Genomic DNA, 26,611 nt, shown 5'->3' on the forward strand with positions numbered 1-26,611 from the left:
AGGGATGTGCCATGCGTCGTCGTCTGCTCGTTCTGCTGCTCCTGCTTTTTCCGCTATTCGCCGCCGCGCAGGCTGCGCAGCCGAAGATCGGCCTGGTGCTGTCCGGTGGCGCCGCGCGGGGGCTGGCGCATATCGGCGTGCTCAAGGCGCTGGAAGAGCAGGGCGTGCAGATCGACGCCATCGCCGGCACCAGCATGGGCGCGGTGATCGGCGGCCTGTACGCATCGGGCTACAGCATCGCCGAGCTTGAGGAAGTGGCGCTGACCATGGACTGGCGGCAGGTGCTCTCCGATGATCCGCCGCGCACCGACATGCCGTTTCGCCGCAAGCAGGACGACCGCGACTTTCTCATCAAGCAGCGCCTGAGTTTCCGCGACGACGGCAGCCTGGGCCTGCCGCTGGGCGTGATCCAGGGCCAGAACCTGGCGCTGCTGCTCGAGCGGCTGCTGGTGCGCAGTAGCGACGTACGCGACTTCGACCGCCTGCCGATTCCCTTTCGCGCCGTGGCCACCGACATCGCCAACGACCAGAAGGTGGTGTTTCGCAGCGGTCACCTGCCGCAGGTGATCCGCGCCAGCATGTCGATCCCCGCGGTATTCGCCCCGGTCGAGCTGGACGGCAGGCTGCTGGTCGATGGCGGCATGGTCGACAATATCCCCGTGGACGTGGCGCGCGACATGGGCGTCGACCGGGTCATCGTGGTCGACATCGGCACCCCGCTGAAACCGCGCAAGGAGCTGCTTACCGTGGTCGATGTGCTCAACCAGTCGATCACCATGATGACCCGGCGCAATTCCGAGGAACAACTGGCGACGCTGCGCGCCTCCGATGTGCTGGTGCAGCCGGATATGGCACGGTTCGCGGTCACCGATTTTGGCCGCGGCGAGGAAATGATCGAGGCGGGCTACCAGGCTGCCAGGGCGCTGCAGCCACGGTTGAGCGAACTGGTCCGGCGCAGTGGCGGCAACCCGGCGCTGACCCTGGCGCGCAGCGCCGAGCAGCGCACGCCGGTGATCCATGCCATCCAGGTGGACAACGACTCCAAGGTCGGCGACGAGGTGATCCGCAACTACATCCGCCAGCCGATCGGCGAGCCGCTGGACATGACCCGCCTGCAGCGCGACATGGGCACCCTGTACGGCCTCGATTACTTCGAGCGCGTGCAGTATCGGGTGGTCAGCCACAACGATGAAAACACCCTGGTGATCGATGCGCGCGAGAAGCGCACCGGTACCGACTACCTGCGCCTGGGGCTGAACCTGTCCGATGACTTCCACGGCGACAGCGTCTTCAACCTGGGCGCGAGCTTTCGCAAGAACGGCATCAACCGACTCGGCGCCGAGTGGCTGACCCGTGTTCAGCTCGGCGACCGCCAGGAGCTCTACACCGAGTTCTACCAGCCGCTGGACGTCGGCTCGCGCTGGTTCGTGGCGCCCAACCTGTCTGCCGAAGCCTGGAACGTCGATGCCGTGCTCGATAATGATCCGGTCGCCGAGTATCGCGTACAGCGCTACGGCTACGGGCTGAATGTGGGCCGGCAGATCGCCAACAATGGCGAGCTGCGCTTCGGCATTGGCCAGGCGGTGGGCGACGCCGAGGTGCGCATTGGCGAGCGTGACCAGCCGGAGTTCAGCTTTACCGAGGGCTACTACGAGATGCAGTACTCGTTCGACACCCTCGACAACGTCGACTTTCCCCACGAGGGCGAGGAAATCGGCCTGCACCTGCGCCAGTACGATGCCAGCCTGGGCGCCGACGACCGCTACCGCCAGTGGGAGCTGAAGCTCGACAAGGCCTTCAGCCACGGGCCGCACAGCCTGGTGGTGGGCGGTCGCTACGGGCGCACCCTGGACGACGCCGAGGTGGTCACCTCCAGCTTCCAGCTCGGTGGGGCGCGGCAACTGTCGGGCTTTCGCCAGGACGCCCTGGCCGGGCAGAACATCAGCCTGGCGCGGATGGTCTATTACCGGCGCATGACGCCGCGCTCGTTCCTGCCGCTGGATTTTCCGTTGTACCTCGGCGCCTCGCTGGAGCGAGGCCGGGTGTGGAACAACGACAACCAGTTCGACAGCGGCTACATCAACGCGGGCAGTGTGTTCCTGGGTTACGAAACGCCGTTGGGCCCGCTGAACTTCAGCTACGGGCTCAATGACCAGAACGAGAAGGCGCTTTACCTGAACCTGGGGCGCAGTTTTTAACGGGGCGCAACCGTCGGCATGCGCGCCACCGTGCGCAGGGACGCGATCTGTTACGGATAGTTGTGTAAATTCGGCAAATCAGGGACGAATTCAACACGGAAATCCGTTACAACAGCCTGCATTCGCGGCACTTGCTGTCGCTTCGGGTGCGGTTCGCGGCCGCGCCGCACTTTTCATGAAGAAACGGCATGTCCCTCTCTCGTACCCTGCTGGTCGTTATTCCCCTGCTGTTGCTGGGCGCGCTGGTGTTCTGGCTGCGCGCGCCCGACGCGCCGGTTACCGCCGCGCCCACCGCGGTGCCGGTGGTCATCCATGAGGTAGTGCCCGCCGACATTCCCGTGTTGCTGCGCACCCTGGGCCGGGTACGGGCGTTGAACAGCGTGGAGATCCGCGCCCAGGTCGATGCCACGCTGGTCGAACTGCCCGTTGGCGAAGGCCAGCAGGTGCGCAAGGGGCAACTGCTGGCGCGCCTCGATGACCGTAGCCTGCGCGCCGCGCTGCAGCAGGCGGAAGCCGAACGCGGAGTGACCCGCGCCGAGCTGGAGATTGCCCGCCTCGATCTGCAGCGTTACCAGAACCTGGTGCGCGAACGGGCCTCGCCGGCGCAGACCCTGGATCAGCAGAAGGCCCTGGTGGCGCGCCTGCAGGCGACCCTGGCGACTCGCGACGCCGCGGTAGTGGCGGCCCAGGTGCAGCTGTCCCACACCCGCATCCTGTCGCCCATCGATGGCCGGCTGGGCATCCGCAATGTCGACGTTGGCAGCCTGCTGCGCGCCAATGACACCGCCAGCCTGTTCTCGGTGGTGCAGACCAATCCCATCGATATCGAAGCGACCCTGCCGCAGCGCCGCCTGCCGGAATTGCAGCGCCTGCTTGCCGCCGCTGATAAACCCCCGGTGCAGGCCTTTCGCGAGGAGGGTGGCACGCTGCTCGGTAGCGGGCAGCTGGCGCTGATCGACAACCGCGTGGCGCTGGATACCGGCACCCTGCGCTTCAAGGCGCGCTTCGGCAACGCCGATGAACAGCTGTGGCCCGATCAGTCGGTGGTGGTCACCCTCCAGACCGACCTGCTCATCGGGGCCCTGGCCGTGCCGCTGGAGGCGATCCGCCAACGCAGCGAAGGCACCTTCGTATGGCGGGTCGAGAACGGCGAGGCGCAGCCGGTGGCGGTCAGGGTGCTGCACGAAGACCCGCAATGGGCCGTGGTCGAAGGCCTGGCCGCCGGGGATCAGGTGGTCACCGATGGTCAGTCGCGGTTGCGCCCGGGCGTCAGCGTGCGCCGCAGCGAGCCGGTACCGGTCGTGGCCGAGGACCCGCGCTGATGCAGCCGCGCGGGTTTTACGCGCTGTGCATCGGGCACCCGATCGGCATGATTCTGCTGGCCCTGGCGCTGATTCTCGGCGGCGTCATCGCCTTTGCGCGGCTGCCGCTGGCGCCGTTGCCGGAAGTGGACGCGCCGACCATCGAGATTTCCGCGCAAATGCCAGGTGCGAGTGCGCAGACCATGGCCTCGTCGGTGGCCACGCCGCTGGAAGTGCAGCTCAGTGCCATTCCCGGTGTCGACGACATGACCTCGACCAGCTCCCTGGGGCGTGTCGAGCTGATCCTGCAGTTCACCCTCGACAAGGACATCGACGCCGCCGCCCAGGAAGTCCAGGCAGCCATCAATGCGGCCTCGTCGCGGCTGCCCAGCCAGCTCCCGGAGCTGCCGGTGTGGCGCAAGATCAACCCGGCGGACACGCCGATCCTGATCCTCTCGGTCACCTCCGACACGCTCTCGCCCTATGAGGTCAGCGACCTCGCCGAGTCGGCCATCGCCCGTCAGCTGAGCCAGATCGAAGGCGTCGGGATGATCCGCCTCAACGGCCTGCAACGCCCGGCGATCCGCATCCAGGCACGCCCCGAGCGGCTGGTCGCGGCCGGCGTCACCCTGGCCGACATACGCGCCGCAGTGCAGCGCGCCAGCGGCAATCGGCCCACCGGCGCGCTGGTGGGCGAGCATCGCCTGTCGACCCTGGACAGCAACGGCCAACTGTTCGAGGCCGGCGACTACGCCGAGCTGATCGTCGCCTACCGCAACGGCGCCGCGGTGCGTCTGGGCGACGTGGCAAGCGTGGTGCCCGGTGCCGAGAACGCCTATACGCAGGCCACGCCGGACGGCAAGCCGGGGGTGGCGGTGGTGATCCGCCGCCAGCCGGGCGCCAACATCGTCGCCACCGCCGATGCGGTGACCGCGGCCCTGCCGGAACTGACCGCCGGTCTGCCGGCCGACCTCGAGGTCAAGGTGCTCAATGACCGCACGCGCACCATCCGCGCCTCGCTGCACGAGGCCGAGCTCACCCTGCTGATCGCCGTGGCGCTGGTGATCGGCATCATGGCGCTGTTCCTGCGTCAGTGGTCGGCGACCCTGGTGGTGTTCGCGGTGCTGGCCACCTCGGTGATCGGCGCCTGCGCGGCCATGCTGGCGTTCGGGCTGTCGCTGAACAACCTGACGCTGGTGGCGATCATCGTGGCGGTGGGGTTCATCGTCGATGACGCCATCGTCGTCGTCGAGAACATCCACCGGCACCTGGAGCGCGGTGTCGGTCGGGTTCAGGCCGCGCTCGACGGCGTGCGCGAGATCGGCTTCACCGTGGTGTCCATCAGCCTGTCGCTGGTGGCGGTGTTCATTCCGCTGTTCTTCATGAGCGGTTATGTCGGCCGCCTGTTCCGCGAGTTCGCAGTGGCAGCCACCTCGGCGATTCTGATTTCCGTGGTGGTCTGCCTGACCCTGGCACCTGCCCTGGCAGCGCTGTGCATGCGCCCGCTGGCCAACCATGGTGGCCCGGGCCCGACCATGCGCCGGGTGCTCGGCGGTTACGAGCGCGCGCTGCTGTGGTCGCTGGATCATCCGCGCAGCATCCTGGCCGTGTTCTTCACCTGTATCGCCATCAGCGTGGGCGGTTTCGCGCTGATGCCCAAGGGCTTCTTTCCGCTGCAGGACACCGGCTTCATGAATGGCACGGTGCAGGCCTCGGCGGACATTTCCTACCAGGCGATGCGCACCAAGAGCCGCCAGGTGGTGGACATTCTGCGTAACGACCCGGATGTCGTTGCCTTCAATGCCGATATCGGCAACGACGGCAGCTACAGCGTGGGTGGCCTGGCGGTGGTGCTGAGCGACCCGGATGCCCGCGAGGCGACGGTAGAACAGATCATCGACCGCCTGCGCCCGCAGTTCGCGGCGATCCCCGACCTGCGCGTGACCCTGCGCGCGGGCCAGGACATCAACCTCGGCTCGCGGGCGTCTCGCGCCCAGTACCAGTACGTGCTGCGCAGCCGCTCGCTGGAGGAACTGGCGACCTGGACGCCGCGCCTCACCGAACGGCTGCAGGGCCACCCGCTGTTTCGTGACGTCAACAACGACCTGCAGTTCGACGCCTCGGTAACCCCGGTGCAGATCGACCGTGCAGCGGCCTCGCGTTACGGCTTCTCGGCGGCCGATGTCGACGAGGCGCTGTATGACGCCTTCGGCCAGCGGCGCATCAACGAGATCCAGACCGCGGCGAACCAGTACCAGGTGGTGTTGGAGCTGAGCAGCAGCCAGCGCCAGCAGGTACAGAGCCTGGAGCTGTTCCAGCTGCGCTCGCCAGCCAGCGGGCAGTTGGTGCCGCTGAGCACCTTCGTGCAGGTACTGCCGGCCAAACCGGCACCGGTGAGCATCAACCACAGCGGCATGCTGCCGTCCGCCAACCTGTCCTTCAACCTGGCTCCCGGCGTGGCCCTCGGCGATGCCGTGGCGGTACTGCGCCAGGTCGAGCAGGACATCGGCATGCCGGCCAGCATCAGCGGGCGCTTCAGCGGCGCGGCACAGGCCTTTCAGGAAACCCTGGCATCGCAACCCTGGTTGATTCTCGCGGCACTGGTGGCGGTGTACATCATTCTTGGCGTGCTCTACGAGAGCCTGGTGCACCCGCTGACCATCCTGTCGACCATCCCTTCGGCGGGGATCGGCGCCTTGCTGCTGCTCTGGCTGTGGGGCCTGGATTTTTCCATCATGGCGCTGATCGGGCTGATTCTGCTGATCGGCATCGTCAAGAAGAACGGCATCCTGCTGGTCGATTTCGCGCTGCAGGCCCAGCGCCAGGGCATGACGCCTCGCGACGCCATCCACCAGGCGTGCATGGCCCGCTTCCGGCCGATCCTCATGACCACCCTGGCGGCGATGTTTGGCGCGGTGCCGCTGATGCTCGCCTTCGGCACCGGCGCCGAACTGCGCGAGCCGCTGGGCGTGGCGGTGGTGGGCGGCCTGTTGTTCAGCCAGGTGCTGACGCTGCTGACCACCCCGGTGGTGTACCTGATGATGGACCGCCACCTGGCCGGACGCCGCAAGCCGATGGCCGGGCGCCGGGAGGCTGCGCCATGAAGCGACTGCTGCTGGTGCTCGCCTGTGTGTCGCTGTGGGCCTGCGGCAGCCGTGCACCGTTACCGCCCGTGCCGCTGCCGGCGGAGGCGGTAGCGGTGCTGCCGCAGGCCTGGTGGCAGAGCCTGGAGGATCCCGCCCTGGACCAACTGGTGGTGTTGGCCCTGCGCGATAACCTGGATCTGGCGGCCGCCACCGAGCGCATTCGCGAGCAGCGGGCGCTGCGCCGCCAGGCGGCCGGTAACCGTTATCCGACGCTGAACATCACCGGCAGCCACCAGCAGGGCCGCAGCGCCAGCGATGGCCACGACGAGGATTACTTCTACGGTCTCGACCTGAGCTGGGAGGCCGACCTGTTCGGGCGCCTGGGTGCCCTGCAGCGTGCCGCCGAGGCCAACCTGCAGGCGGCGGGCGCCGACTACCAGGCGCTGCGCGTCAGCCTGATCGCCGACGTGGCCGGCACCTACCTGCAATACCGCCTGGCCCAGCGTGAGATGGAGATCGCCGGCCGGGCCGCTGACAGCCAGGCGCAGATCGCCCGCATCACGCGGGTCCGTTTCGAACAGGGCACCGCCAGTGGCTTCGATGTAGAGCGTTTCGATACCCAGCTCGCGATCACGCGGGCCGCCATTCCCGAAGCGCGCCAGCGTGCGCAAGCGGCGCGTTATACGCTGGCCTACCTGCTCAACGCCGAGCAGCCACGCATCGACGCGGTACTGGCCGAGCAGGCAGCTCCGCTGGCGCCTCGTGACGACCGCCTGCTGCCGCTGCTGGAGCTGCCTGCCAGCAGCCTGCGCGCGCGGGCTGACGTGCGTGCCGCAGAGTTGCGGTTGCTGGCAGCCGACAGCAGCCTGGACGCGGCCAGGGCGCTGCGTTATCCACAGCTGACCCTGGGCGCGCTGGTAGGCTTCGAGCAAGGCGCTGGCGTGCCGGCCTGGACGTTAAGCGGACAGGCACTGCAACCGCTGTTCGACTTCGGGCGGATTCGCGCCAACATCGAAGCCGGTGATGCGCTGCGCGAGCAGGCCTGGCTTGCCTATCAGGCAAGCCTGATCCAGGCCCTGCGGGAAACCCGAAGTGCAATCAGCGCCTATGTCCAGGGGCTCGATCGTCAACGCCTGCTGGACACCGCCAGCCGCTCGGCCGGCAATGCCACGGCGCTGGCGCAACGGCAGTACGAGGCCGGCACGGTATCGCTGATCGAAGTGCTGGATGCCGAGCGCACCCAGTTCGATACGCAACTCGAGCAGCAACGGGCGTTTACCGAGGTGGCGCTGAGGTGGGTCGAGATCTACCGGACGCTGGGGCTGGCACCGGCGCAGGGCAATAGCGCAGGCGAGCCAGGCAGGCCCGTGGATTGAGCGCAAAGGTCGAACGGTACATCAAGGGGCACCGCCGCGCGGGCGCCAAACGCTAGAGAGTGGCTTGCGAAGGCGTGGCCTGGGCAACCGGGAAGCGCTGGTTGAGCACCTCGATCAGGCGTTCCTGATAGATGGGTTTGGGCAGGAAATCCGCCACCTGCAGGGGCAGCAGGCCAATCACGTCGTTCATGTCGGCATGGCCGGACATCACGATGATCGGCAGGGTTGCGTGTTGCGGATTGGCCCGAAGGTTCTGAATCAGGCGCAGCCCGCTTTCCTCAGGCATGCGCAGGTCGGTGATCACCAGCGCGATGGCCGGCCAGGTGGCCAGGCATGCCATCGCCGCGCCTACGCTATTGGCGCAATGGCAGCGGAAACCTTCACCCTCGAGCAACTCGCCCAGTTCTTCGAGGGCATCGGTTTCATCGTCGACCAGCAAGATATGTTGGCGCATAGATAAACCCAGTCTGGTGTGATAGTTACTTCCGCTCTGCACCTATCAAGTTGAGGCGTTGTTTAGCCGCCCGCTGGGGGGGTGGTAGCTGGCGCCTTTGCTTTGACCAATTCGGTACTGATGGTGGTGAACACGGTGTTTACATCTTTGCCGACAGTCGAGGCGGCAGCAATGAAAACCACCGATATCAATCCGGCGATGATCGAATATTCAATCGCCGACGCACCATCTTCCCTGGAGAAGAATGCGCGAACTTTTTTGCGAAGGAGGGTGAGTGCGGACATGATGGGTACTTCCTCTGTAGCCGTACAGGCAGGGCGCCTGTAGATGGGGCTTGCAGGGAGAAGTGTAGAAATGCGGCGCGGCCGTTAGCAAACGCACCTTGGTATTATATATAAAGTATTAGTCACAACTATAAGCGTTAATGAATTCAATGCTTAAGTTGTCGGTTGGGCTACAGTGATATGGAAATTGACGCGCAGTGGCGAAGAAATGCCGACGAATGGCAGACACACTATCGAGTAGTGGCTGTGCCTTAAAGTTTAAGGCATTTAATTATTAAAGTGCACAGCCGGGTGGCCGATATTCAACGCGGATCAATTTTATGCCTATCGTTATCTGCATGACTGTCCAATCTATGCAGAGGTGCGGTGTTGTGGCTACAGGGAGCGTGCTGTCATGAATAGTCGAATGACATTGGTGCTGGCCAGCGTGCTGCTGGCCGGTGCCGTGATCACGGGCTACTGGGGCCTGACCCTGAGTCGTGACGCCGCAACGCCAGCACTGCCCGCAGCGGCCCCGGGAACCCCCGCAGAGCAGGTCGGTGCTCACGTGCAGGCCCAGGTCGACGAGCAGCAGCGTACCAGCGTCGTGGTGCTCGCGCGGGACGTGCAACCGCTGGCCCCCATCACCCGTGATGACCTCACCGTGGAGCGGCTGCGCCTCGCCCCGCCAGGCAGTTTCTCCCGCCCCGATGACCTGCTCGGCCGCACGCTGTGGCGGCAGACCCCGGCCGGCACCGTGCTGAACGAGGCGGCATTCGACATGGGCGGCCCCCTGGCGCGCATGATCCGGCCCCAGGAGCGCGCCATCGCGGTAGCGGTGGACGAGGTGATTGGCGGCGGCGGGCACCTGCGCCCCGGCGATTATGTGGACGTGCTGTTGTACCTGCCTCAGGACCAGCGCAACAGCGACCAGACCGCGCAGGTGCTGATCCCGGCGTTGCGCCTGCTGAGTGTCGGCGAACACCTGGGGGCGACCAATCAGGGCGAGGCCGCACAGCCGCCGTTGGATGGCGACGACAACCGTCGGCGGCGCCCGCCGACGACCGCCGTACTGGCCATTCCCGAACCGCTGCTGACGCGCTTCATGCTGGCCACCCAGATAGGCAGCCTGCGTCTGGCGGTGCGCAGCGCTGATGAGCAGCTGCTGGCCGGCTACTACGCTGGCGACGAGCTGAAGGCCGATATCGTCGAGGCGCAGCGCCAGCTGTTTCAGTTCGAGCAGCTTGCCCAGCGTGGCGCTGCACCGAGGCCGGCATCGCTGACCTCGCCTGCGCCCGCAGCGCCGCCGAGCATCCAGGTGTACCGCGGTAACGATGCCACTCGGCAAACTCCCTGACCGGCAAGGATGCACTCAATGAACGATGCCAACCGTAGTCCTCGTCTATCGCGTTTGGCGATATGCCTGGTGGTGGCGGCAGCCAGCCTGCCGCACCTGGCGTTCGCCTCGTGCGCGGGCCTCGAACCGGTACCGGCGGTGCTGGAAGTGACCCAGGGCGTGCAACGCGAGCTGCGTTTCCCGGTGCCGATCACACGCCTGGCCATCGGCGACCCTGAGGTGGCCGACGTAAGCCTGAACAGCAACGACAGCTTTCTGCTGTTGGGCAAGAAGAGCGGCGCGACCAGCCTGATGGTATGGACGCGCTGCGACCGTGAGCCCAGGCAGAGCATGGTCTCGGTCCAGGGCGCCGCCACCGCCGCGGTTGCCGAACCGGTGGTGCCTTACGACGAGGACGTCGTCCCCAGCCAGGTGCAGACCGACATTCGCTTCGTCGAAGTGCGGCGCAGCAAGTTGCGTGAAGTAGGGGTACGGCTGTTTGGCACGACCTCCAACAACTTCCTGATCGGCGCGCCCGGTACCGGTCCGGCCGCGGTACCGGTGGGCGGCGTGAGCGGCGTGGGCTCGGGCGCTGCGTTCCCGCTCTCCCGAGACGGCTTCAACATTCTTTGGGGCGGGGGCAGCAGCAAGTTTCTGCTCGGTCTCGATGCCCTGGAAAACAGCGGTTTCGCCTACACCCTGGCGCGGCCCAGCCTGGTGGCATTGAACGGGCAGAGCGCGAGCTTTTTGGCCGGTGGTGAGTTTCCCATCCCGGTGCCGAGCAGCGGCAGTGATTCGATCTCCATCGAATACAAGGAATTCGGCGTACGCCTGACGCTGACGCCAACCGTGGTCGGGCGCAACCGCATCAGCCTGAAGGTGGCCCCGGAGGTCAGCGAATTGGATTTTACCGCCGGTATAACCATTGCCGGTACTCAAGTCCCGGCCCTCAATGTGCGGCGTACCGATACCAGCGTATCGCTGGCCGACGGCGAAAGCTTCGTGATCAGCGGGCTGATCTCCACCAACAGTTCCTCGTCTGTGGACAAGTTGCCGTTTCTCGGCGATATCCCGGTGCTCGGGGCATTTTTCCGCTCATCGCGAATCGACAGGGAGGAGCGCGAGTTGCTGATGGTCGTCACCCCGCGCCTGGTGCAACCAATGGCCGCCAATGCGCAGCTTCCCGAGTTGCCGGGCGAGGAGTTTCGCGACTACGACCCGGGCGTGTTCCGTCAGCTGTTTCTCGAGAACGGTGACTACCACCGGGCTGACGGGCTGTCGCGCTAGGAGTGGGCATGGAGCAGATATTTCTCGCGCAGACCCGCCGCAAACAGGACCTCGAATGGCTGCAGGCGGCCCTGGCCGGCCAGGGCCAGGTGCTCAACGTCGGCGAGACCCTCGATGACGTACTCGGTCTGATGGACATGACCGGCAGCTGCCTGGTGTTCATCGGCCTCAGCCGTGAGGGGCAGACCACGCAATGCGCACTGATCGAGGCGCTTCTCGATGTAAGGCCGATGGTCGTGGTGGTCGCCCTGGGCGATGGCCTGGACAACCAGTTGGTGCTCAACGCCATGCGCGCCGGAGCGCGGGATTTCATCGCCTACGGCTCGCGCAGCAGTGAAGTGCTGGGCCTGGTTCGCCGCCTGACGCAGCGCCTGCCGCAACTGCCACCGTCCCGCGAGCAGGGTGAGCTGACCCTGCTCTATGGCCTGCAGCCGGACCCGGATGCGGCGCTGCTGGCGGTGCACCTTGCCCTGCAGATCCAGGCGCGGGGCCAGCGATGCCTGTTCGTCGACCTTGGCGTGCCAAGGGGTGAGAGCCTCGAACTGTTCGGGCTGGAGTCATCGTTCTGCGTCGGCGACGCACTGAGAAATATCCGCCGCCTCGATTCGAACCTGATCGAGAGTGCGTTTTCCCGGCACCCCGATGGGTTGCGCTTGCTGCCTCATGGGCCGGATGACGACGCCCTCGAACGCTTCAGCCTTGGCGAGCTGTTTCTGCTGCTCGGCAGCCTGCGCCAGCATTTCCAGCACGTGGTGGTGAACCTTTGCGGCCAGCCGGACAGCGATGGCCTGCGCTCTTTTTCCACCCACGCCCAGCGGCTGTTCTGGTGCATCGACCAGAGCGTGCCTAACTGCCGGCGCAACCTCTCGTTGCTGGCAACCTGGCGCGGCAAGGGCATCAAGCTCGACCATGCGCGGCTACTGGTCGACCGCTATCAGGCAGGGGTGGCACCCGGCCTGGAGGAACTCGGCAAGACCTTCGCGTTGCCGCTCGAGGCCGGCCTGCCGTTGAGCCCGGTTACGCGTCTCAGGGCCAAGAACGAGGGCGTTACGCTTTACAAGTTCGCGCCCCGCGACGGCCTCACCCAGGGCCTGTTGGCGCTTGCCAACGGGGTGGTGGAGCACAAGCAGGGCGGTTCACGGCGTTGGTGGCAGCGCATATTGAGGATTACACCATGAGCATCGGAGTGTTCGGCGGCGATGGTGGCCGGGTTGCGGTTCATGACCTCAAGCCGGTGCTGCACCGCTACCTGATCGACGCGCTGGAGGAGAAGGGCGAAAACCTTCTGGAGGGCACCCGCGGCTCGCTGGCGATGTTCGTCGCCGAGCAGGTCAGCGAGTACGTCAGCCGCCGACAGATCGCCATCTCGCGCTACGAAGTGGATCGCCTGGCCGAGGAGCTGGTGGACGAGCTAACCGGTTTCGGCCCGCTGGAAATGCTGCTCAAGGATGAAGGCGTGACCGAGATTCTGGTCAATGGCCCGCACCGTGTGTTCATCGAGCGCGGCGGTGTGCTGCAACTCAGCGACCTGCGTTTCATCGACGACCAGCATGTATTGCGTGTCATCCAGCGCATCCTGGCGCCCGTGGGCCGGCGGCTCGACGAGTCTTCGCCGATGGTCGACGCGCGCATGCCCGATGGCAGCCGTATCAACGCGATCATCCCCCCGGTGGCCCTGGACGGTCCGTGCATCTCGGTGCGCAAGTTCCGCAAGGACATGCTGCGCAGCGCCGACCTGCTGGCCAGCAACTCCCTGGACCAGGCCATGCTGAGCTGCCTGGAGCTGATGGTCAGGCGGCGCTGCAACATCATGGTCAGCGGCGGTACCGGTACCGGTAAAACCACGCTGCTGAACATGCTCAGCCAGATGATCGACCCGCGTGAGCGTATCGTCACCATTGAGGATACCGCCGAGCTGGGGCTCAACCACGATCACGTGGTGCGCCTGGAAACCCGCCCGCCGAACGCCGAGGGCTATGGCGAAGTCGGTGCCCGCGAGCTGGTGCGCAATGCCCTGCGCATGCGCCCGGACCGCATCGTACTGGGCGAGATTCGTGGCGCCGAGGTGCTCGACGTGCTGACCGCCATGAACACTGGCCACGACGGCTCGATGAGCACCGTGCATGCCAACAATGCGCAGGATGCCCTGCTGCGCCTGGAGACCCTGGTGGGGTTCTCCGGTGCCCGGGTTGCCGAGCGCACGCTGCGGCAGATGATCTGCGCGGCGCTCGACGTGGTGGTGCAGTTGACGCGCATGCCTGACGGTCGGCGCTGCGTCAGCGAGGTCGTCGAGGTACTGGGCCTGCGCGAGGACCAGTACGTGACCAATACCCTGTTTCGCCTCGACCGCAACGGCACCGGCACCTTTTGCCGCGATGCGCCGAACCCGGCCGGGCACAAGATGCGTCGGGATTGAAGAGGGCCACGTGCCAAGGAGTGCAGGGATGAGCGTTGCGTTGCTGCTGGGAGTGATCTGCCTGGTCCTGCTCGGCCTGGGCCTGCTGATGCTGCGCCGTGGCCGGGCGCAGGCGGCGTCGGAGCAGGTCATCCAGCGCCTGCTGATGGACCAGCCGCAACCCCAGCAGGCGCTCTCCATGGGTTATGTGGACAAGGTGTTCCTGCGCGCCGGCTTCAGCAAGCCGCGCCAGGGGCTCGGCCTGTGGCTGGGCATCTGGCTGCTCGGCGCTCTGCTGGGCCTGATTGTCGGCCACTGGTTCGGCCTGCTGATCATGTTGCTGCTGCCGCTGTTGCTGGGCCACCTGTTCATCGCCCTGCGCTACCGGCGCCGGGTGCAGCGGATGATCGAGCGGTTGCCGATCTTTCTCGATCACGTGATTCGCAGCCTGAAATCCGGTCGCGCGCTGGGCGATGCACTGATGCTGGGGATGGAAAATGCGCCCGAGCCGCTACGCGGGGCAATGGCCAGGACTCGCCGCAACGTGCAGCGTGGCATGGGCCTGGGCGACGCGCTGCAGGATTTCGCCGACCTTTACGAGCGTGACGAATTCCAGGTGCTGGCCCTCGGCGTGCGGGTCAACCAGCGTTACGGCGGCAACAGCACCGAGTTGCTGAACAACCTCATCCGGTTGATTCGCGAGCGCGAGCAGAGTGGCCGAAAACTGCGCGCAATGACCGGCGAAACGCGCATCAGCGCCTATGTCATGGGTGGGCTGCCGCTGGCCCTGGCCTGCTACATCTTCGTCAGCAACCCGCAGTTCATGCTCGGCATGTGGCAGGAATCCACCGGGCGCATCGTCCTGCTGCTGGCGTTCGTGTTGCAGGCGCTGGGCAGCGTTTCGCTGTGGCGCATGCTGAGGAGCCTGTGATGGGCGGCTTGCTGCTGCTCAGCGCGCTGCTGCAATTGCTGCTGGCGCTGTTGTTCCTGTACCTGGCCTACGCCGATCTGCGCGCCCGGCGCCAGTTCAGCCAGCGCATGGGCACGGCGCCGCGAGTCTCCGGCGGCGGGCTGTTGCGTGGTATCGGCGGCAGCTCGCTGGGCCAGCGAACCCTGAGTATGGATGCCGAAACCCAGCAATTGCTCAATCGCCTGGGCTGGCGCAAGCGCAGCCAGCAGGCCCTGTTCTCGGCGATTCAGCTGGGCACGCCGCTGGCTCTGCTGCTGTTGGTGGTGATCGTGCAGCTGCTGCTGAGCAAGCCGCCGCAGCCGGTGTGGCTGGCGCCGGTGTTTGCGCTGGGCATCGGTTATCTGCTGCCCAAGCGCTGGCTGGCCTGGGCGGCGAAGGAGCGCCAGGAGCGGCTGGCCGAGGAGGTCACGACGTTCATCCCGCTGCTGCGCATCCTCTTCGATGTCGGCATGACCGTCGAACAGGCCCTGCGCGTGCTCAGCAAGGAGTCGGAGCGTATCCTGCCGAACCTCAGCAGCGAGCTGCGCCAAGCCCTGGCGCGTGTCGATGCCGGCCTGGAACTGGGCCGTGAGTTACGTGACATGGCCGCGCTGCTGGAGGTGTACGAGGTGACTGATTGCGTGGTCATCCTTGAACAGCTTATCGTCCAGGGCGGCGGGGCCATGGCCTCCCTGCTGCGGCTCAAAGAGCTGATCGATGATCGGCACCACACGGCTCTCGAAGAAAGAGTGTCCAAATTGTCCGGCAAGATGTCCGTCATCATGATGGTGTTCCTGTTTCCGGCATTGTTGATCGTATTGGCAGGGCCCGGATTTATCGCGATCGTCGGGGCCCTTGGGGAGATGAAATGAAGCGCGTAGTGACCCTGGTAGGGATGGTGAGCCTGTTGAGCGGCTGCGCGAGCAGCCAGGCTCCCTCTTCGTTGGTGGGCAGGGCCGAAACCAATCCGCAGGCTTGTGCACCCTTGTCCCAGGAGCAGGAGCTGAGCCTCAACCTGGCGCAGAAAACCGCTGACGAAGGGCGTTTGCACGCGGCGCTGGCCAATCTCGAACGGCTGCCCGCGGACCTGCCCCAGGCACGCTTGAGCAAGGCGCGCATCCTGCGTTCACTCAATCGCCCGGAAGCCGGGGAGCTATACGCCAGCCTGGTAGATAGCTGCCTGAAGGCCCAGGGCGAACATGGCCTCGGCCAACTGGCCAGTGCCCAGGGCCGGAATGATGAAGCGCTGAGTCACTTGCGCCTGGCTGCCAGCCTCGATCCGACCAGCGACACCATCCGCAATGACCTGGGGGTGGTGTACATGAACCTGGGCCGCATGGACGAGGCTCGTTTCGAGCTGCTGACGGCGCTGGAGTTGAACGAGGCCGAGCGGCAACCGGCGCTGAACCTGCTGACCCTGCTCATCTACCAGGGCCGTGTGCCGCAGGCCGACGCGCTGGCCGAGCGCATGGGCTTCTCCGCCAGCCAGTTGCGCACCGCACAAGAGCGCGCCAACGCGTTGCGCGGGCAACTGGGCGGCGAGACCGGGTCGGCGGGGCAGGGTGCGCCTGCTGTGGCGCCCCGGCCAGCGCCAGCCGCGCCAGCCGCGCCGGCGGCGCCGGCGGCGCAGCGCGCACCGATCCGGCCGGTCGAGGCGCGGGTAGCGTCCATGCCGACTGCCGAAACCAGGGTCGCGGCGCTCGCGGCCGCGCCGGCCCGAGCCTTGCGACCTGCCGTTTCGCCAACCGTGTCCCAGGCGCCAAAGGTGCCGGGCGTACCGGCCCCGCAGCTCTCGAATTTCCGCCCGGCGCCGGTGGTGCCGTTGTCGGTGGCCAGCGCTGCAGCCAGGCTACCAGCACCTTCGGCCCTGCCCGCCCCGGTACCCGCCGCTGCTTCGGTGGCCTCGGCTCCAGCCGCTGCCCGGGTGATCAGTACCACGGCGCCGACGGTTGCGGCCGTCAGCGGCGCCGCGCCGGTGGCAGCTGCTGCACCGGCACCTTCGCAGCCACGCCAGGTGGCGGCTGTTGCGCCGGTCGCCACCCAGCCGCCAGCACCCGCCGCTGCTCCGGTGGCCTCGGCTCCAGCCGCTGCCCGGGTGATCAGTGCCACGGCGCCCACGGCTCCGGCCGTCAGCGGCGCCGCGCCGGTGGTAGCTGCTGCACCGGCACCTTCGCAGCCGCGCCAGGTGGCGGCTGTTGCGCCGGTCGCCACCCAGCCGCCAGCACCCGCCGCTGCTTCGGTGGCCCCGGCGCCAGCTGCGCCGATGGTCGCGACCAATGCAGCAAGCCCGCGCCACAATCTGATCGAGATGCGCCCTGGGCGTCTGATCGTCCCGGACGATGGCGGTTTCGTGCGCGTCGAGCCGCTCAGCACCAATTGATAACGCGCCTGCCAAGGCGTCACGGCAAACCTGGCCGAGGAGAGCACCATGAACATAAGGATTGCCAGCTGCCTGCTGGTGGCGTGTCTACCCTGGGCGGCTCTGGCAGCGGAGCCGGGCGAGCGCGGCCTGATTGGCCACCAGGCCGAGACCCAGACCGCTTATTGGTTGCGGGTGCAGCGTGAAGGGCAACTGGCGTCGCCCCATTCCCAGTCATCGACACCTGCCGAGCGGGAGCTGGCGCTGAAGCGCTGGCTGGACAGTCACACTCACCCGATTCCCGAATATTACGATCAGGAGATCGGCGGAGAATTGAGCCAATGAGTCAAACTGGCCGGTAAACGTCGTCATGCTGTTTGTCGGCCGTTATATACACGTCCTATATAACGGCAGATGCCGCGCTGTTAACTACCGCGTATGCAAGAAGTATTGAACTTCAGGCGTGCGAAGGGTACGACAATGCCAATTGTGTACGGTTGTGCACGCGCGTCAGTCTCAATATCTGGGACACGTAAAGTTTGACGGTGTTTTCGGTAATACCCAGTTCGCAGGAAATCTGATAATTGGTCATTCCCTTGGCGATAAGTTGTGCAACGGCCAATTGGCGCCGCGACAGTTTGTCGAAGGGTTCGGGAATACCGTCCACGGTCATGGCAGCGACACTGCGCACGGGTGCTGCAGGTACCTGCTCACCGTGCATGTCGTGCAGTGACGCGGCGAGATCCTGGATGCGCTGGCGGATCTGCTGCTCCTTCATCTGATGCTCGACGCGCTCCTGCAGGCGCTTGACGCCGGCATGCAGCTCGTCGAGGTTCACCGGTTTCTGGAGGTAGTCGCGTACCCCGGCGCGCAAGGCCAGGATGGCATCCTGTTTGTCGGTGCTGCCGGTGAATATGGCGGTTTCATAAAGCCGCTCGGGGCGCGACAGCCTGGCCAGCTCGCCAACCAGCTGCACGCCGGTCAGCCCCGGCATGTGCATGTCGCTGAGCACGATGGCGATCGTCTCGTCCTGCTGGAAGGCCCGCAACGCGTCGTCGGTAGTGTGGCAGGCGGTCACGCCGTAACCCAGGTGTTCGAGAAACTCCGCGAGTTCCTCGACAACTTCCGGTTCATCATCTACCACCAATATCCGCAGTCCCTTGGAAATACTCATGCACCCTTCTCTGGTGAGCGTCCGCTGAAAATTCAGCATAGTCATGGCATAAGTTGTAGTCAAAGTTGTACAACGTGAGGCGGTGTATTAAAAGAAGGGAAATACTTTGACACAAACGCGCCCGATCACAATTAAGGCCCTATTTACCGCGCCGCTTTTATTTGGCGATAAGCCACAGTGTGGTCATTGCGAAGCCAGCAAATAAAAAAGGTGCATAGGGATAATCCCGTGCCTGCGCCGATCGTAGAAAAACCAGGCGCCGAGGTACGGCTTCCAGCAGGGCGGGGCAGGCGCGTATCAGGATGACCCAGGCGATCAACACCAGCGCCGCACCGATCACGCTGAGTAGTACATGCAGGGCATCGCTGGCCGCACCGAGCGCTACCAGCATTTTCACGTCGGCGGCGCCCATGCTGCGTGTCAGGTAGCCGGGCAGCGACAGCAGGCCCGCTGCGGCCATACCTAGTGCTGCGGCGGCGGGGCTGGCGCCGGTGAGGCTGCTGCCTGAGCACAGCAGGTGTAGCAGGGCGGCAGCCAGGCCGCCCAGGGTCAGCAGGTTGGCGATCTTGCGCTGCTGGGCATCTTGCAGCGCGCAGGCGCCCAGCCAGCACAGCACTATGATGTAGTTCATGGATGTCACACGCAGTCATTTTCGAGGCGGGCGATGCAGCCCGTTCCTGACGTCGGACGTTTTGCTCCGGCGCGGCACTAATCATGGTAGGTGGGCCGGACAATGCAAGTGTTCAAGGATTGGTTCAAGCGTGACCCCGATGCGCAGGCGGTGCCGGAAGCGCCCGTTGCTGCCGCGCCGATTTCTGCCAACAGCCCGTGCCTGAATCTTTCCATCGACGCCCTCGGGCGGGTTTTCGAGGTCTCCGGCAGCCTCTCCTATCGCCTGCCGATCGCGGTGTCTCAGGTACTGCCGCTGGAGCAGTTGCTGCACGGCCAGAGCCGCTACCTGGTGACGGACCTGGCGGCATTCGTGCAGCAGATGCTCGATCTCTCCTTCGTGACCCGTGACGGCGGCATTCTGCACACCCGTGGCTGGTTGAAGGCCGAAGTGCAGGGCTGGTCGCTGCAGGCCTTCGAGATCGGCGACTTCCTGGCTCGCCTGCAGGCCTGCGAGCAACGCCTGCAGGTGTTCGCGCAAATCAGCAGCGTGGCGCAGATGGTGCGCGGCACGGAGCGCGTCGAGTTGCCCCGGCATATCCATGAGTGGCTGGGGGCGATGGCCCAGGCGTTGCGGCTCGCCTGTGTGGCGCTGGCCCTGCCGGATGAGTCGCGCGGCGGCTGGCAGGTCGTCGGCCATTACCGCGACGCGCTGACCCCGGTGTTCTGGGAGGACGGGCAGCATCTGCCCCGCGAATTGCAACCGTATCCCGGGGACCAGCCCGTGCAGTGGCTGCGTGGCGGCCCGGACAGCACCGAATGGCACGCCGCCGATTCGGTGTGGCTGGTGCCCTACGCCGACTACCAGGGCATTCGCGCCTGGCTGCTGTGCTCGCCGTACATCGCGCACCAGAGCATGCCCGAACTCAACACCCGAGACTGGCTGGACCTGTTCGCTTATGTCGCCGCGCCGCTGTTGCAGCGCCTCGATGAGCAGGCGCGCAGGGTGGGCGGCGAGCGCCTGGATATTCTGCAGAACCTGCTGGGTACCGGCTGGTGGGAATACATGCCGCGCAGCGGCGCGTTTCTGCTGGCGCCATGCCTGATGCAGCGCTTCGGTTTCGATGCCCGCACCGGCGTGACCCTGGCTGACTGGCTGGAACTGCTCAGCCCCGCCGACCGCGACGAGTTTCGTATTCGCCTCGGCGATGCCGAGCTGAGTGGCCGGGCCTTCGAGCAGGTGGTGCGGCTGCGTGATGCCGAGCATGCGCAGTGCTGGTTCCGTATCCACACGCGCATTCTCAATGCCAACGGCCAGCGGCGCATTGTCGGCGCGGTGCTCGACATCAACGACATGAAGCTCAAGGAAGTCGAGGCAGACGCGGCGACCACACGCCTGAAGAGCCTGGTTGCCAGCGCCCCGGCGCTGATCTACGTGAATCGCTATGAAGAGGGTGCCTTCGTGCCGGTGTTCTGCAGCGACAGCAGTAGCGCGCTGCTGGGCTGGACGCTGGAAGATTTCGTGCAGCGCAGCATGGCCGATTTCATCCACCCGGATGATCGCGACCTCTACTTCGCCCACACCCGCAGCCTGCTGAGCCAGGGCGCGGCCAGCTGTCGCTATCGCCTGATCGACCGGGAAGGGCGTTACCACTGGCTGCAGGACGAAGCCAAGTTGCTGCGTGACGAACGTGGCATCCCGGTCGAGGCCGTGGGCCTGTGCCTCGACGTGACCGACGCTGCCCAGGCCGCCGAGCGCGTTCGCGAGAGTGAAGAGCGTTACCGCATTCTGGTGGAGGATTCACCGGCCATCATCTGCCGGTACCGCCCCGACCTGACGCTGGTGTACGCCAACCGGCCGCTGGCCCAGTACCTGGGCATCCGCCAGGAAAACCTGCCGGGCACCAGCCTGGCGAGCTACCTGTCGCCCCAGGAGCTCACCCAGTTTCGCGAGCGCCATCGCCAGCTGACGCCTGCCGAGCCGGTCACCACGGCGCTGGTGCGTATGGATTTGCCAGGCCGCGAACACATCTGGTGGGTGCTGGCCGAGCGCGGCGTGTTTGACGAGAGCGGCAAGCTGCTGGAAATTCAGGCCTTCGGGCGCGACGACACGGAGCTGCAGAAGGCCCGGCAGATGCTCAATCAGAGCGCCAAGATGGCGGTGCTCGGCGAGATGGCCACCGGCCTTGCCCACGAAATCAACCAACCGCTGAACGTCATGCGCATCGCCCTGACCAATACCTTGAAAGGCGTGGAGAACGGCTCGGCGAATCCCGAGTACCTGAAGAGCAAGCTGGGGCGCATCGAACAGCAGATCACCCGAGCGGCGAAGATCGTCAACCACATGCGCATTTTCGGTCGCCGGTCTGAAGTGGAAGGTGACCTGTTCAGCCCCGACGAGGCCGTGGAGGGCGCACTGACGCTGATTCGCGAGGGTGAGCTGGCGGGCAACATCGAACTGGTCCTCGCGCTCTGCGGGTCGCCACAGGTGCGTGGGCATGCCGACCAACTCGAGCAGGTGATCATCAACCTGCTGGTCAACGCCAAGGACGCCTCGCTCGGCGCGCTGGAGAAGAACCCGCAGTTGGAGCCGCGCCTGGTCGTGCACAGCGAGGTCAGCGAGGGCATGGTGGTGGTGCGGGTGCAGGACAATGCCGGCGGCATCGATCCGCTGCTGCTGGATCGGGTCTTCGATCCGTTCTTCACCACCAAGCCGGTGGGCAAGGGCACGGGCCTGGGGCTGTCGGTCAGCTATGGGCTGGTCAACCAGATGGGCGGCAAGCTGAGCGTCAGCAACCAGGACGGCGGCGCCTGTTTCCGCATCGAACTGCCGGTGGCCGAGCGCGCCGATGAGTGACTGGAGCGAAGCGCTTCACCGCGCCTGTGCAGGGGTGCTGAAGGGCGATCGATCAACGATCAAGCAGTTGCGTGACGCCGGCTTCGATTGCAACGAAGCGGCGTGGAGCTTCCGGCTGCCCGCCCTGCACCGGTGGTTGGCCGGGCAGGCCGAAACAGCGGCTTACTCGACCTTCCTCAAGCAGCTGTACGCCGGTGATCTCAATGCCCGGCTGGCGCAGCTGGGCGCGCAGATCGTCATTGCCGAGCAGCGCGGCAAGGTCAGCGAGAGCCTGTATCGTCTGCAGCGTGAGCCCTGAACAGGTGGCGATGGCTTTCGCGGTAGAGCGCCGAATCGGCGAAATTCTCTGCATTCAGCACCCGGCCGACAAGGATCAGCGCGGTACGCCGGAAGCCCCTGGCGCTGACTTTCGCTTCGATATCGCCCAGGCTGCCGAGCACCCAGTCCTGATCCGGCCAGCTGGCGCGGTGCACCACCGCGATCGGGCAATCGGCGCCATAGTGCGGCAGCAGTTCGGCAACGATCTCGGCCAGGTGCGGCACGCCCAGGTGGATGGCCATCGTTGCACCGTGACGCGCCAGGTCATGCAACTGCTCGCCAGCGGGCATCGGTGATTTGCTGCCGTAGCGGGTGAGAATCACCGTCTGCGAGACATCGGGCAGGGTCAGCTCGCTTTCCAGCAGCGCCGCGCAGGCGGCCGTCGCGGTAACCCCGGGAATGATTTCGAAGGGGATGCCGAGGGCCCGCAGGTGACGAATCTGCTCACCGATGGCGCCATACAGCGACGGGTCGCCGGAGTGCACCCGTGCCACGTCCTGACCCTGCTCATGGGCGGCACGCAGCAGGGTGATGATCTCATTCAGGTGCAGTTCGGCGGTATTGACCACCGTCTCGGCACGATGGCCTTCGAGCACGGCCTCGGGCACCAGGGAGCCGGCGTAGAGGATCACCGGGCAGGAATGGATCAGGCGCTGGCCCTTCACGGTGATCAGCTCGGGGTCGCCGGGGCCGGCGCCGATGAAATAGACGGTCATGGGGTTCCTGGGGTCGTACGCGACAGGGATGAATATGAGCGATGCATCTCGGCGAATCTGCGCATAACTCGGCGATCTCCTTTCTGTAGCCGCGCCCTCGCGGCTAATGGTTTTAACGACGCCGTTTTGCGGCGAGGCTGCCATTTTTTCGCGCCGAGGTCGACGCTCCTACGCGAGTGGTGGTGTGCCGCAATCCATTGTAGGAGCCGCGACCCCGCGGCGAATGGCGGCCGTTACGCGACGGCGCGGCGAGCTGCCATTTTCGCGCCGAGGCCGACGCTCCTACGCGAGTGGTGGTGTGCCGCAATCCATTGTAGGAGCCGCGACCCCGTGGCGAATGGCGGCCGTTACGCGACGGCGCGGCGAGGCTGCCATTTTTTCGCGTCGAGGTCGACGCTCCTACGCGAGTGGTGGTGTGCCGCAATCCATTGTAGGAGCCGCGACCCCGCGGCGAATGGCGGCCGTTACGCGACGGCGCGGCACGGCTGCCATTTTCGCGCCGAGGCCGACGCTCCTACGCGAGCGGTGGTGTGCCGCAATCCATTGTAGGAGCCGCGATCCCGCGGCGAATGGCGGCCGTTACGCGACGGCGCGGCACGGCTGCCATTTTCGCGCCGAGGTCGACCCTACGCGAGTGGTGGTGTGCCGCAATCCATTGTAGGAGCCGCGACCCCGTGGCGAATGGCGGCCGTTACGCGACGGCGTGGCACGGCTGCCATTTTCGCGCCGAGGTCGACCCTACGCGAGTGGTGGTGTGCCGCAATCCATTGTAGGAGCCGCGACCCCGTGGCGAATGGCGGCCGTTACGCGACGGCGTGGCACGGCTGCGATCCTTCGCGCCGAGGTCGAGGCTCCTGTAGCTGGGCGGTTCTAGCACTCGATGCTGGCGACAGCTACCGTTGCCGCGGCGCTCTTGCGCTTGGTTATCCACAGGCGAGCGGGCTGGCCGCTCAGTTGCTCGGCCAGCGCCAGGGCACTGGCCTCGGCGACACTGGGGCTGCCGGTGACGCGCTGGGCGATGGGCGAACGATGGCTCAGGCGCGCATGGTAACCCGTCAGCACATCGACGGGCAGGAAGCTGATGGGCAGGCCCAGGTGCTCGGCCAATTGCAGCAATCCCGGCTCATCGGCCTTGTGTGCGCTGCTGGCCAGGGCGCTCAGCTCGCTGCTGTCGAGGCCGTGCTCGGCCAGCGCGTGGCCGAGCAGGGCGAGCAGTTCGGCCAGCGAACAGCCACGCCGACAACCCAGCCCGGCCACCAGGATCGCGGCTTCGCTCATGGCTGTCGCTGGCGCCCGTGGAACCAGGCTGCAACCAGGCCCAGTACAGCCCAGAACGCGGCGTTGGTCAGCAGTGAAGCGAGGATGAACTGCTGCTCCAGCGCCTGTGGAGCCAGGCTTTCATGAACCGCCGGGTGAGGCGCGCCGACCAGGTGGGGCAGGGCGAGGATCAGCACGCCAAGGGTGCGCAGCAGCCAGTGGCTGCCAAATGCCAACAGCGCCAGACCAGCCGCGGTCGAAGCCGCGGTGCCGATCCACCAGTACTGGCGCAGCACCAGTTCGGCGGCGGCGGTGCCAGGCAGTTCCGGCGGTAGCCCGGCCGAGGGCGCGAGTACGAAGGTCGCGAAACCGGCCAGGCCCCACAGCAGGCCCTGCCAGGTTTTCTCGGGCGCACGCAGGGTGAAGAGGCCGGCCAGCATCAGGGCGAAGCCGACAGCGACCACCAGGTTGCTCAGGGCGGTGGATAACAGGCGCTGCCAGCCGTCTTCCGGGCTCCACGCTTCGCCATCGTGGCCATGACCGCCGGCGCTGCCATGTTCATGTGCGCCGCTGGCAGCGTCGTGGTGGTGTTCGATGGCGGCTACCGGCTCTGCGCCTTCGAACGTCTCCGCCTGCAGGATCAGCGGCGTGACCCACAGGCTCTGCAACAAGGTCAGCACGATGGCGGCGAGCAGGCCGGCGAAGCCCGCAGTCTGGGCGACACGCGTGATCATCCTGGCATCCTCAGTGGCACGGGAACGCGGCGCTATGCCGGGTGTCATGGGCGGCATTGTGCAGGGCTTCGACGTGGGAGAACCCGGCAAAGAAGATCAACACGCTGCCAAGCAGGCAGCTGCCGATGGCCAGCACGATGCGCTGGGACAGGGAAACGGAGGACGGCGTGGCGGACGACAGAACGCTGCTGGGCATGATCGTGACCTTCTGGATGAGGTGAACGGTGCACAGGGACGCAGCGAGACGGCCCGCAATAGCAGGCAGCTATCGGCGCGTGCCCGCCCACCGCGGGTTGCCAAACGAACGATTCAGGCCGGTCTCCGGGCTCGCGATGATCACCATGCAGTGATGAGGATCGGCCTTCCCATGCTGTCGCACAGTGGCCAAAACGATCCTGGCTGTCGCTTACCGTTGCGGGGGCAGCGCCGGACTCGAACCGGCTTCCCGTTTCACCTCACGCACGGCGGCGTGAGACACCTGAAACAACCGCGCAAGAACACCATGGCGCAGCACGCGCGTCAACCTGTTGCAGGTCAGCCCGTGTTGACCGTACCGCAGCCTCTGCGTAGCCTTGCGCTGTCCGAGGTTCTCCATCTTGTATGGAGCTAAGAGGGAACACGGTAACGCCGTGGCTGCCCCCGCAACTGTGAACGACTGAACCCTTCACAAAGCCACTGCGATGCCGCGGGAAGGCGAAGGGGGCGCGTGATGCGCCAGTCGTGAGCCAGGAGACCTGCCTCGATAACGCTTTCGACAACCGGGCGGGGTGATCCGGTGATGCCTTCGCGCCAGCTCTGGCTGGTGCCTGCCATCCTATCGCCCGTTCGCCGTTTCTCCAGACGCCAGGGGCTCTCATGAAAACGCTCGCCAAACTTCCCGTCACCATCGTCACCGGCTTTCTCGGTGCCGGCAAGACCACCCTGCTGCGCCACATTCTGGAGAACGCCGAGGGCCGCCGGATCGCGGTGATCGTCAACGAGTTCGGCGAGCTGGGTATCGATGGTCAAATACTCCAGCAGTGCACCATCGGCTGCACCGAGGAAGAGGCCATTGGCCGTGTTTACGAGCTGGCCAACGGCTGCCTGTGCTGCACCGTGCAGGAAGAATTCTTCCCGGTGATGCGCGAACTGGTGGCGCGCCGTGGCGACCTCGACCACATCCTCATCGAAACCAGCGGCCTGGCCCTGCCCAAACCCCTGGTTCAGGCCTTCAACTGGCCGGAAATCCGCAACGCCTGCACCGTCGATGCGGTGATCACCGTGGTCGACAGCCCGGCCGTGGCTGCCGGCACCTTTGCAGCCTTCCCCGATCAGGTCGATGCTCAGCGCAAGCTCGACCCGAACCTCGATCATGAATCACCGCTGCATGAGCTGTTCGCCGACCAACTGGCCAGCGCCGACCTGGTGATTCTCAACAAGGCCGACCTGCTCGATGCCGATGCGCTGGCGGCGGTGCGTGCGGAAGTTGGTGAGGAGCTGCCGCCAGCGGTGAAGGTAGTGGAGGCCCATGGAGGTTCGTTGCCGCTCAACGTGCTGCTGGGGCTGAACAGCGAGACCGAGCTGCATATCGACGGCCGCAAGACCCACCATGACAACGAAGATGAAGACCACGATCACGACGAGTTCGACTCGTTCCACGTGGAACTACCGGAAACCGATGAGGCGCGCCTGTTAGCCGCACTGAAGGAAGTGGTGGCTCGCCACGGTATTCTGCGCATCAAGGGCTTCGTCGCCGTGCCGAACAAACCCATGCGCCTGCTGTTGCAGGGCGTGGGCCTGCGCTTCGACAAGCATTTCGACCGTGCCTGGCAGGCCGATGAAGCGCGGATTACCCGCCTGATCGTCATCGGCCAGGCGCTCGATCACACCGCCATCGCTACCGAGTTGAAAGCCTCGCTGGCATGACACCCCCCGCCCGCGCGGTGGCAGAAGCCAGCGTGCG

General features: G+C 65.8%; 23 protein-coding genes and 2 riboswitches. Of the genes, 15 read left to right on the top strand and 8 right to left on the bottom strand.

Translation table 11 applies throughout. The features are described from left to right. Nucleotides 1–11: 11 nt before the first annotated feature. The 4 genes from ACZ0AV_RS14410 to ACZ0AV_RS14425 all read left to right on the top strand — a co-directional run bounded on the left by ACZ0AV_RS14410 (nt 12) and on the right by ACZ0AV_RS14425 (nt 7,961). Nucleotides 12–2,198 (top strand): patatin-like phospholipase family protein, encoded by a 2,187-nt coding sequence (locus ACZ0AV_RS14410; protein WP_499151661.1) that lies wholly within the window; start codon nt 12–14, stop codon nt 2,196–2,198. A 188-nt stretch (nt 2,199–2,386) separates the two neighbouring features. After that, complete coding sequence (locus ACZ0AV_RS14415) at nt 2,387–3,520, top strand: efflux RND transporter periplasmic adaptor subunit (RefSeq protein ID WP_499151662.1); 1,134 nt, start codon at nt 2,387–2,389, stop codon at nt 3,518–3,520. Beyond that, a complete protein-coding gene (locus ACZ0AV_RS14420) occupies nt 3,520–6,603 on the top strand; it encodes an efflux RND transporter permease subunit (RefSeq protein ID WP_499151663.1) in 3,084 nt (1,027 codons plus the stop codon). Before ACZ0AV_RS14415 ends, ACZ0AV_RS14420 begins: the two co-directional genes overlap by 1 nt. Beyond that, the gene (locus ACZ0AV_RS14425) at nt 6,600–7,961 is read left to right on the top strand and encodes a TolC family protein (protein ID WP_499151664.1); all 1,362 of its coding nucleotides are present in this window, start codon (nt 6,600–6,602) and stop codon (nt 7,959–7,961) included. The genes ACZ0AV_RS14420 and ACZ0AV_RS14425 overlap by 4 nt, the downstream gene beginning before the upstream one ends. A 52-nt stretch (nt 7,962–8,013) precedes the next feature. On the opposite strand, the gene ACZ0AV_RS14430 is transcribed toward ACZ0AV_RS14425, so the two are convergent. Together ACZ0AV_RS14430 and ACZ0AV_RS14435 are read right to left on the bottom strand one after the other, a co-directional pair. Then, complete coding sequence (locus ACZ0AV_RS14430; protein WP_499151665.1) at nt 8,014–8,415, bottom strand: response regulator; 402 nt, start codon at nt 8,413–8,415, stop codon at nt 8,014–8,016. A gap of 62 nt (nt 8,416–8,477) precedes the next feature. Then, on the bottom strand, nt 8,478–8,699 hold the full coding sequence (locus ACZ0AV_RS14435) for a Flp family type IVb pilin (RefSeq protein WP_499151666.1): 222 nt from the start codon (nt 8,697–8,699) through the stop codon (nt 8,478–8,480). A gap of 394 nt (nt 8,700–9,093) precedes the next feature. Here ACZ0AV_RS14435 and cpaB point away from each other — a divergent pair, with 394 nt between their 5' ends. From cpaB to ACZ0AV_RS14475, 8 genes are read left to right on the top strand one after another with little or no spacing between them, the layout of a single operon-like run. Beyond that, nucleotides 9,094–10,035: a Flp pilus assembly protein CpaB gene (cpaB, locus tag ACZ0AV_RS14440; protein WP_499151667.1), complete on the top strand. Its 942-nt coding sequence runs from the start codon at nt 9,094–9,096 to the stop codon at nt 10,033–10,035. Between the two features lie 18 nt (nt 10,036–10,053). Beyond that, on the top strand, nt 10,054–11,301 hold the full coding sequence (locus ACZ0AV_RS14445) for a type II and III secretion system protein family protein (protein WP_499151668.1): 1,248 nt from the start codon (nt 10,054–10,056) through the stop codon (nt 11,299–11,301). 8 nt (nt 11,302–11,309) lie between these two features. Next, nucleotides 11,310–12,479, top strand: a complete 1,170-nt coding sequence (locus tag ACZ0AV_RS14450; RefSeq protein WP_499151669.1) for a CpaE/TadZ family protein — start codon at nt 11,310–11,312, stop codon at nt 12,477–12,479. Then, entirely contained in the window at nt 12,476–13,717 is a 1,242-nt protein-coding gene (locus tag ACZ0AV_RS14455; RefSeq protein ID WP_499151670.1) for a TadA family conjugal transfer-associated ATPase, read from the top strand. The genes ACZ0AV_RS14450 and ACZ0AV_RS14455 overlap by 4 nt, the downstream gene beginning before the upstream one ends. Nucleotides 13,718–13,745: 28 nt before the next feature. Further along, entirely contained in the window at nt 13,746–14,627 is an 882-nt protein-coding gene (locus tag ACZ0AV_RS14460; RefSeq protein ID WP_499151671.1) for a type II secretion system F family protein, read from the top strand. Next, nucleotides 14,627–15,517 (top strand): type II secretion system F family protein, encoded by an 891-nt coding sequence (locus ACZ0AV_RS14465; RefSeq protein ID WP_499151672.1) that lies wholly within the window; start codon nt 14,627–14,629, stop codon nt 15,515–15,517. The genes ACZ0AV_RS14460 and ACZ0AV_RS14465 overlap by 1 nt, the downstream gene beginning before the upstream one ends. After that, nucleotides 15,514–17,025 carry a tetratricopeptide repeat protein gene (locus tag ACZ0AV_RS14470; RefSeq protein WP_499151673.1) on the top strand — a complete coding sequence of 504 codons (1,512 nt, stop codon included), beginning with the start codon at nt 15,514–15,516 and terminating at the stop codon, nt 17,023–17,025. Before ACZ0AV_RS14465 ends, ACZ0AV_RS14470 begins: the two co-directional genes overlap by 4 nt. A gap of 48 nt (nt 17,026–17,073) precedes the next feature. Then, a complete protein-coding gene (locus tag ACZ0AV_RS14475) occupies nt 17,074–17,349 on the top strand; it encodes a DUF3613 domain-containing protein (protein WP_499151674.1) in 276 nt (91 codons plus the stop codon). Nucleotides 17,350–17,461: 112 nt separating this feature from the next. Here the strand turns inward: ACZ0AV_RS14475 and ACZ0AV_RS14480 are convergent, their stop codons facing one another. Together ACZ0AV_RS14480 and ACZ0AV_RS14485 are read right to left on the bottom strand one after the other, a co-directional pair. Then, nucleotides 17,462–18,178: a response regulator gene (locus ACZ0AV_RS14480; RefSeq protein ID WP_499151675.1), complete on the bottom strand. Its 717-nt coding sequence runs from the start codon at nt 18,176–18,178 to the stop codon at nt 17,462–17,464. A gap of 157 nt (nt 18,179–18,335) precedes the next feature. Beyond that, nucleotides 18,336–18,809: a prepilin peptidase gene (locus tag ACZ0AV_RS14485; protein WP_499151676.1), complete on the bottom strand. Its 474-nt coding sequence runs from the start codon at nt 18,807–18,809 to the stop codon at nt 18,336–18,338. A gap of 102 nt (nt 18,810–18,911) precedes the next feature. Between ACZ0AV_RS14485 and ACZ0AV_RS14490 the strand changes: the two genes are divergently transcribed. Together ACZ0AV_RS14490 and ACZ0AV_RS14495 are read left to right on the top strand one after the other, a co-directional pair. Then, on the top strand, nt 18,912–21,644 hold the full coding sequence (locus tag ACZ0AV_RS14490; RefSeq protein ID WP_499151677.1) for a PAS domain-containing sensor histidine kinase: 2,733 nt from the start codon (nt 18,912–18,914) through the stop codon (nt 21,642–21,644). Continuing rightward, complete coding sequence (locus tag ACZ0AV_RS14495; RefSeq protein WP_499151678.1) at nt 21,637–21,942, top strand: hypothetical protein; 306 nt, start codon at nt 21,637–21,639, stop codon at nt 21,940–21,942. Before ACZ0AV_RS14490 ends, ACZ0AV_RS14495 begins: the two co-directional genes overlap by 8 nt. On the opposite strand, the gene cobM is transcribed toward ACZ0AV_RS14495, so the two are convergent. From cobM to ACZ0AV_RS14515, 4 genes are all read right to left on the bottom strand, one after another. After that, on the bottom strand, nt 21,905–22,678 hold the full coding sequence (gene cobM / locus ACZ0AV_RS14500) for a precorrin-4 C(11)-methyltransferase (protein WP_499151679.1): 774 nt from the start codon (nt 22,676–22,678) through the stop codon (nt 21,905–21,907). The two genes, ACZ0AV_RS14495 and cobM, sit on opposite strands and share 38 nt — an antisense overlap. Before the next feature lie 870 nt (nt 22,679–23,548). After that, nucleotides 23,549–23,956, bottom strand: coding sequence for a cobalamin biosynthesis protein (locus ACZ0AV_RS14505; RefSeq protein ID WP_499151680.1), 408 nt, complete (start codon nt 23,954–23,956; stop codon nt 23,549–23,551). After that, nucleotides 23,953–24,669: a CbtA family protein gene (locus ACZ0AV_RS14510; protein WP_499151681.1), complete on the bottom strand. Its 717-nt coding sequence runs from the start codon at nt 24,667–24,669 to the stop codon at nt 23,953–23,955. Before ACZ0AV_RS14510 ends, ACZ0AV_RS14505 begins: the two co-directional genes overlap by 4 nt. 10 nt (nt 24,670–24,679) lie before the next feature. Further along, the gene (locus tag ACZ0AV_RS14515; protein WP_499151682.1) at nt 24,680–24,865 is read right to left on the bottom strand and encodes a CbtB domain-containing protein; all 186 of its coding nucleotides are present in this window, start codon (nt 24,863–24,865) and stop codon (nt 24,680–24,682) included. Nucleotides 24,866–24,964: 99 nt separating this feature from the next. Further along, nucleotides 24,965–25,166: riboswitch (cobalamin riboswitch) on the bottom strand. Between the two features lie 70 nt (nt 25,167–25,236). After that, nucleotides 25,237–25,425: riboswitch (cobalamin riboswitch) on the top strand. A 99-nt stretch (nt 25,426–25,524) separates the two neighbouring features. Between ACZ0AV_RS14515 and cobW the strand changes: the two genes are divergently transcribed. Continuing rightward, a complete protein-coding gene (gene cobW / locus ACZ0AV_RS14520; RefSeq protein ID WP_499151683.1) occupies nt 25,525–26,574 on the top strand; it encodes a cobalamin biosynthesis protein CobW in 1,050 nt (349 codons plus the stop codon). Nucleotides 26,575–26,611: the final 37 nt, after the last annotated feature.

The sequence above is a fragment of the Pseudomonas sp. AC532 genome (assembly GCF_979258965.1).

What these genes read in the sequence shown, in the direction of transcription:
- ACZ0AV_RS14410 (WP_499151661.1), top strand. Translation starts at nt 12, where the DNA reads ATGCGTCGTCGTCTGCTCGTTCTGCTGCTCCTGCTTTTTCCGCTATTC.
- ACZ0AV_RS14415 (WP_499151662.1), top strand. Translation starts at nt 2,387, where the DNA reads ATGTCCCTCTCTCGTACCCTGCTGGTCGTTATTCCCCTGCTGTTGCTG.
- ACZ0AV_RS14420 (WP_499151663.1), top strand. Translation starts at nt 3,520, where the DNA reads ATGCAGCCGCGCGGGTTTTACGCGCTGTGCATCGGGCACCCGATCGGC.
- ACZ0AV_RS14425 (WP_499151664.1), top strand. Translation starts at nt 6,600, where the DNA reads ATGAAGCGACTGCTGCTGGTGCTCGCCTGTGTGTCGCTGTGGGCCTGC.
- ACZ0AV_RS14430 (WP_499151665.1), bottom strand. Translation starts at nt 8,415, where the DNA reads ATGCGCCAACATATCTTGCTGGTCGACGATGAAACCGATGCCCTCGAA.
- ACZ0AV_RS14435 (WP_499151666.1), bottom strand. Translation starts at nt 8,699, where the DNA reads ATGTCCGCACTCACCCTCCTTCGCAAAAAAGTTCGCGCATTCTTCTCC.
- cpaB (WP_499151667.1), top strand. Translation starts at nt 9,094, where the DNA reads ATGAATAGTCGAATGACATTGGTGCTGGCCAGCGTGCTGCTGGCCGGT.
- ACZ0AV_RS14445 (WP_499151668.1), top strand. Translation starts at nt 10,054, where the DNA reads ATGAACGATGCCAACCGTAGTCCTCGTCTATCGCGTTTGGCGATATGC.
- ACZ0AV_RS14450 (WP_499151669.1), top strand. Translation starts at nt 11,310, where the DNA reads ATGGAGCAGATATTTCTCGCGCAGACCCGCCGCAAACAGGACCTCGAA.
- ACZ0AV_RS14455 (WP_499151670.1), top strand. Translation starts at nt 12,476, where the DNA reads ATGAGCATCGGAGTGTTCGGCGGCGATGGTGGCCGGGTTGCGGTTCAT.
- ACZ0AV_RS14460 (WP_499151671.1), top strand. Translation starts at nt 13,746, where the DNA reads ATGAGCGTTGCGTTGCTGCTGGGAGTGATCTGCCTGGTCCTGCTCGGC.
- ACZ0AV_RS14465 (WP_499151672.1), top strand. Translation starts at nt 14,627, where the DNA reads ATGGGCGGCTTGCTGCTGCTCAGCGCGCTGCTGCAATTGCTGCTGGCG.
- ACZ0AV_RS14470 (WP_499151673.1), top strand. Translation starts at nt 15,514, where the DNA reads ATGAAGCGCGTAGTGACCCTGGTAGGGATGGTGAGCCTGTTGAGCGGC.
- ACZ0AV_RS14475 (WP_499151674.1), top strand. Translation starts at nt 17,074, where the DNA reads ATGAACATAAGGATTGCCAGCTGCCTGCTGGTGGCGTGTCTACCCTGG.
- ACZ0AV_RS14480 (WP_499151675.1), bottom strand. Translation starts at nt 18,178, where the DNA reads ATGAGTATTTCCAAGGGACTGCGGATATTGGTGGTAGATGATGAACCG.
- ACZ0AV_RS14485 (WP_499151676.1), bottom strand. Translation starts at nt 18,809, where the DNA reads ATGAACTACATCATAGTGCTGTGCTGGCTGGGCGCCTGCGCGCTGCAA.
- ACZ0AV_RS14490 (WP_499151677.1), top strand. Translation starts at nt 18,912, where the DNA reads ATGCAAGTGTTCAAGGATTGGTTCAAGCGTGACCCCGATGCGCAGGCG.
- ACZ0AV_RS14495 (WP_499151678.1), top strand. Translation starts at nt 21,637, where the DNA reads ATGAGTGACTGGAGCGAAGCGCTTCACCGCGCCTGTGCAGGGGTGCTG.
- cobM (WP_499151679.1), bottom strand. Translation starts at nt 22,678, where the DNA reads ATGACCGTCTATTTCATCGGCGCCGGCCCCGGCGACCCCGAGCTGATC.
- ACZ0AV_RS14505 (WP_499151680.1), bottom strand. Translation starts at nt 23,956, where the DNA reads ATGAGCGAAGCCGCGATCCTGGTGGCCGGGCTGGGTTGTCGGCGTGGC.
- ACZ0AV_RS14510 (WP_499151681.1), bottom strand. Translation starts at nt 24,669, where the DNA reads ATGATCACGCGTGTCGCCCAGACTGCGGGCTTCGCCGGCCTGCTCGCC.
- ACZ0AV_RS14515 (WP_499151682.1), bottom strand. Translation starts at nt 24,865, where the DNA reads ATGCCCAGCAGCGTTCTGTCGTCCGCCACGCCGTCCTCCGTTTCCCTG.
- cobW (WP_499151683.1), top strand. Translation starts at nt 25,525, where the DNA reads ATGAAAACGCTCGCCAAACTTCCCGTCACCATCGTCACCGGCTTTCTC.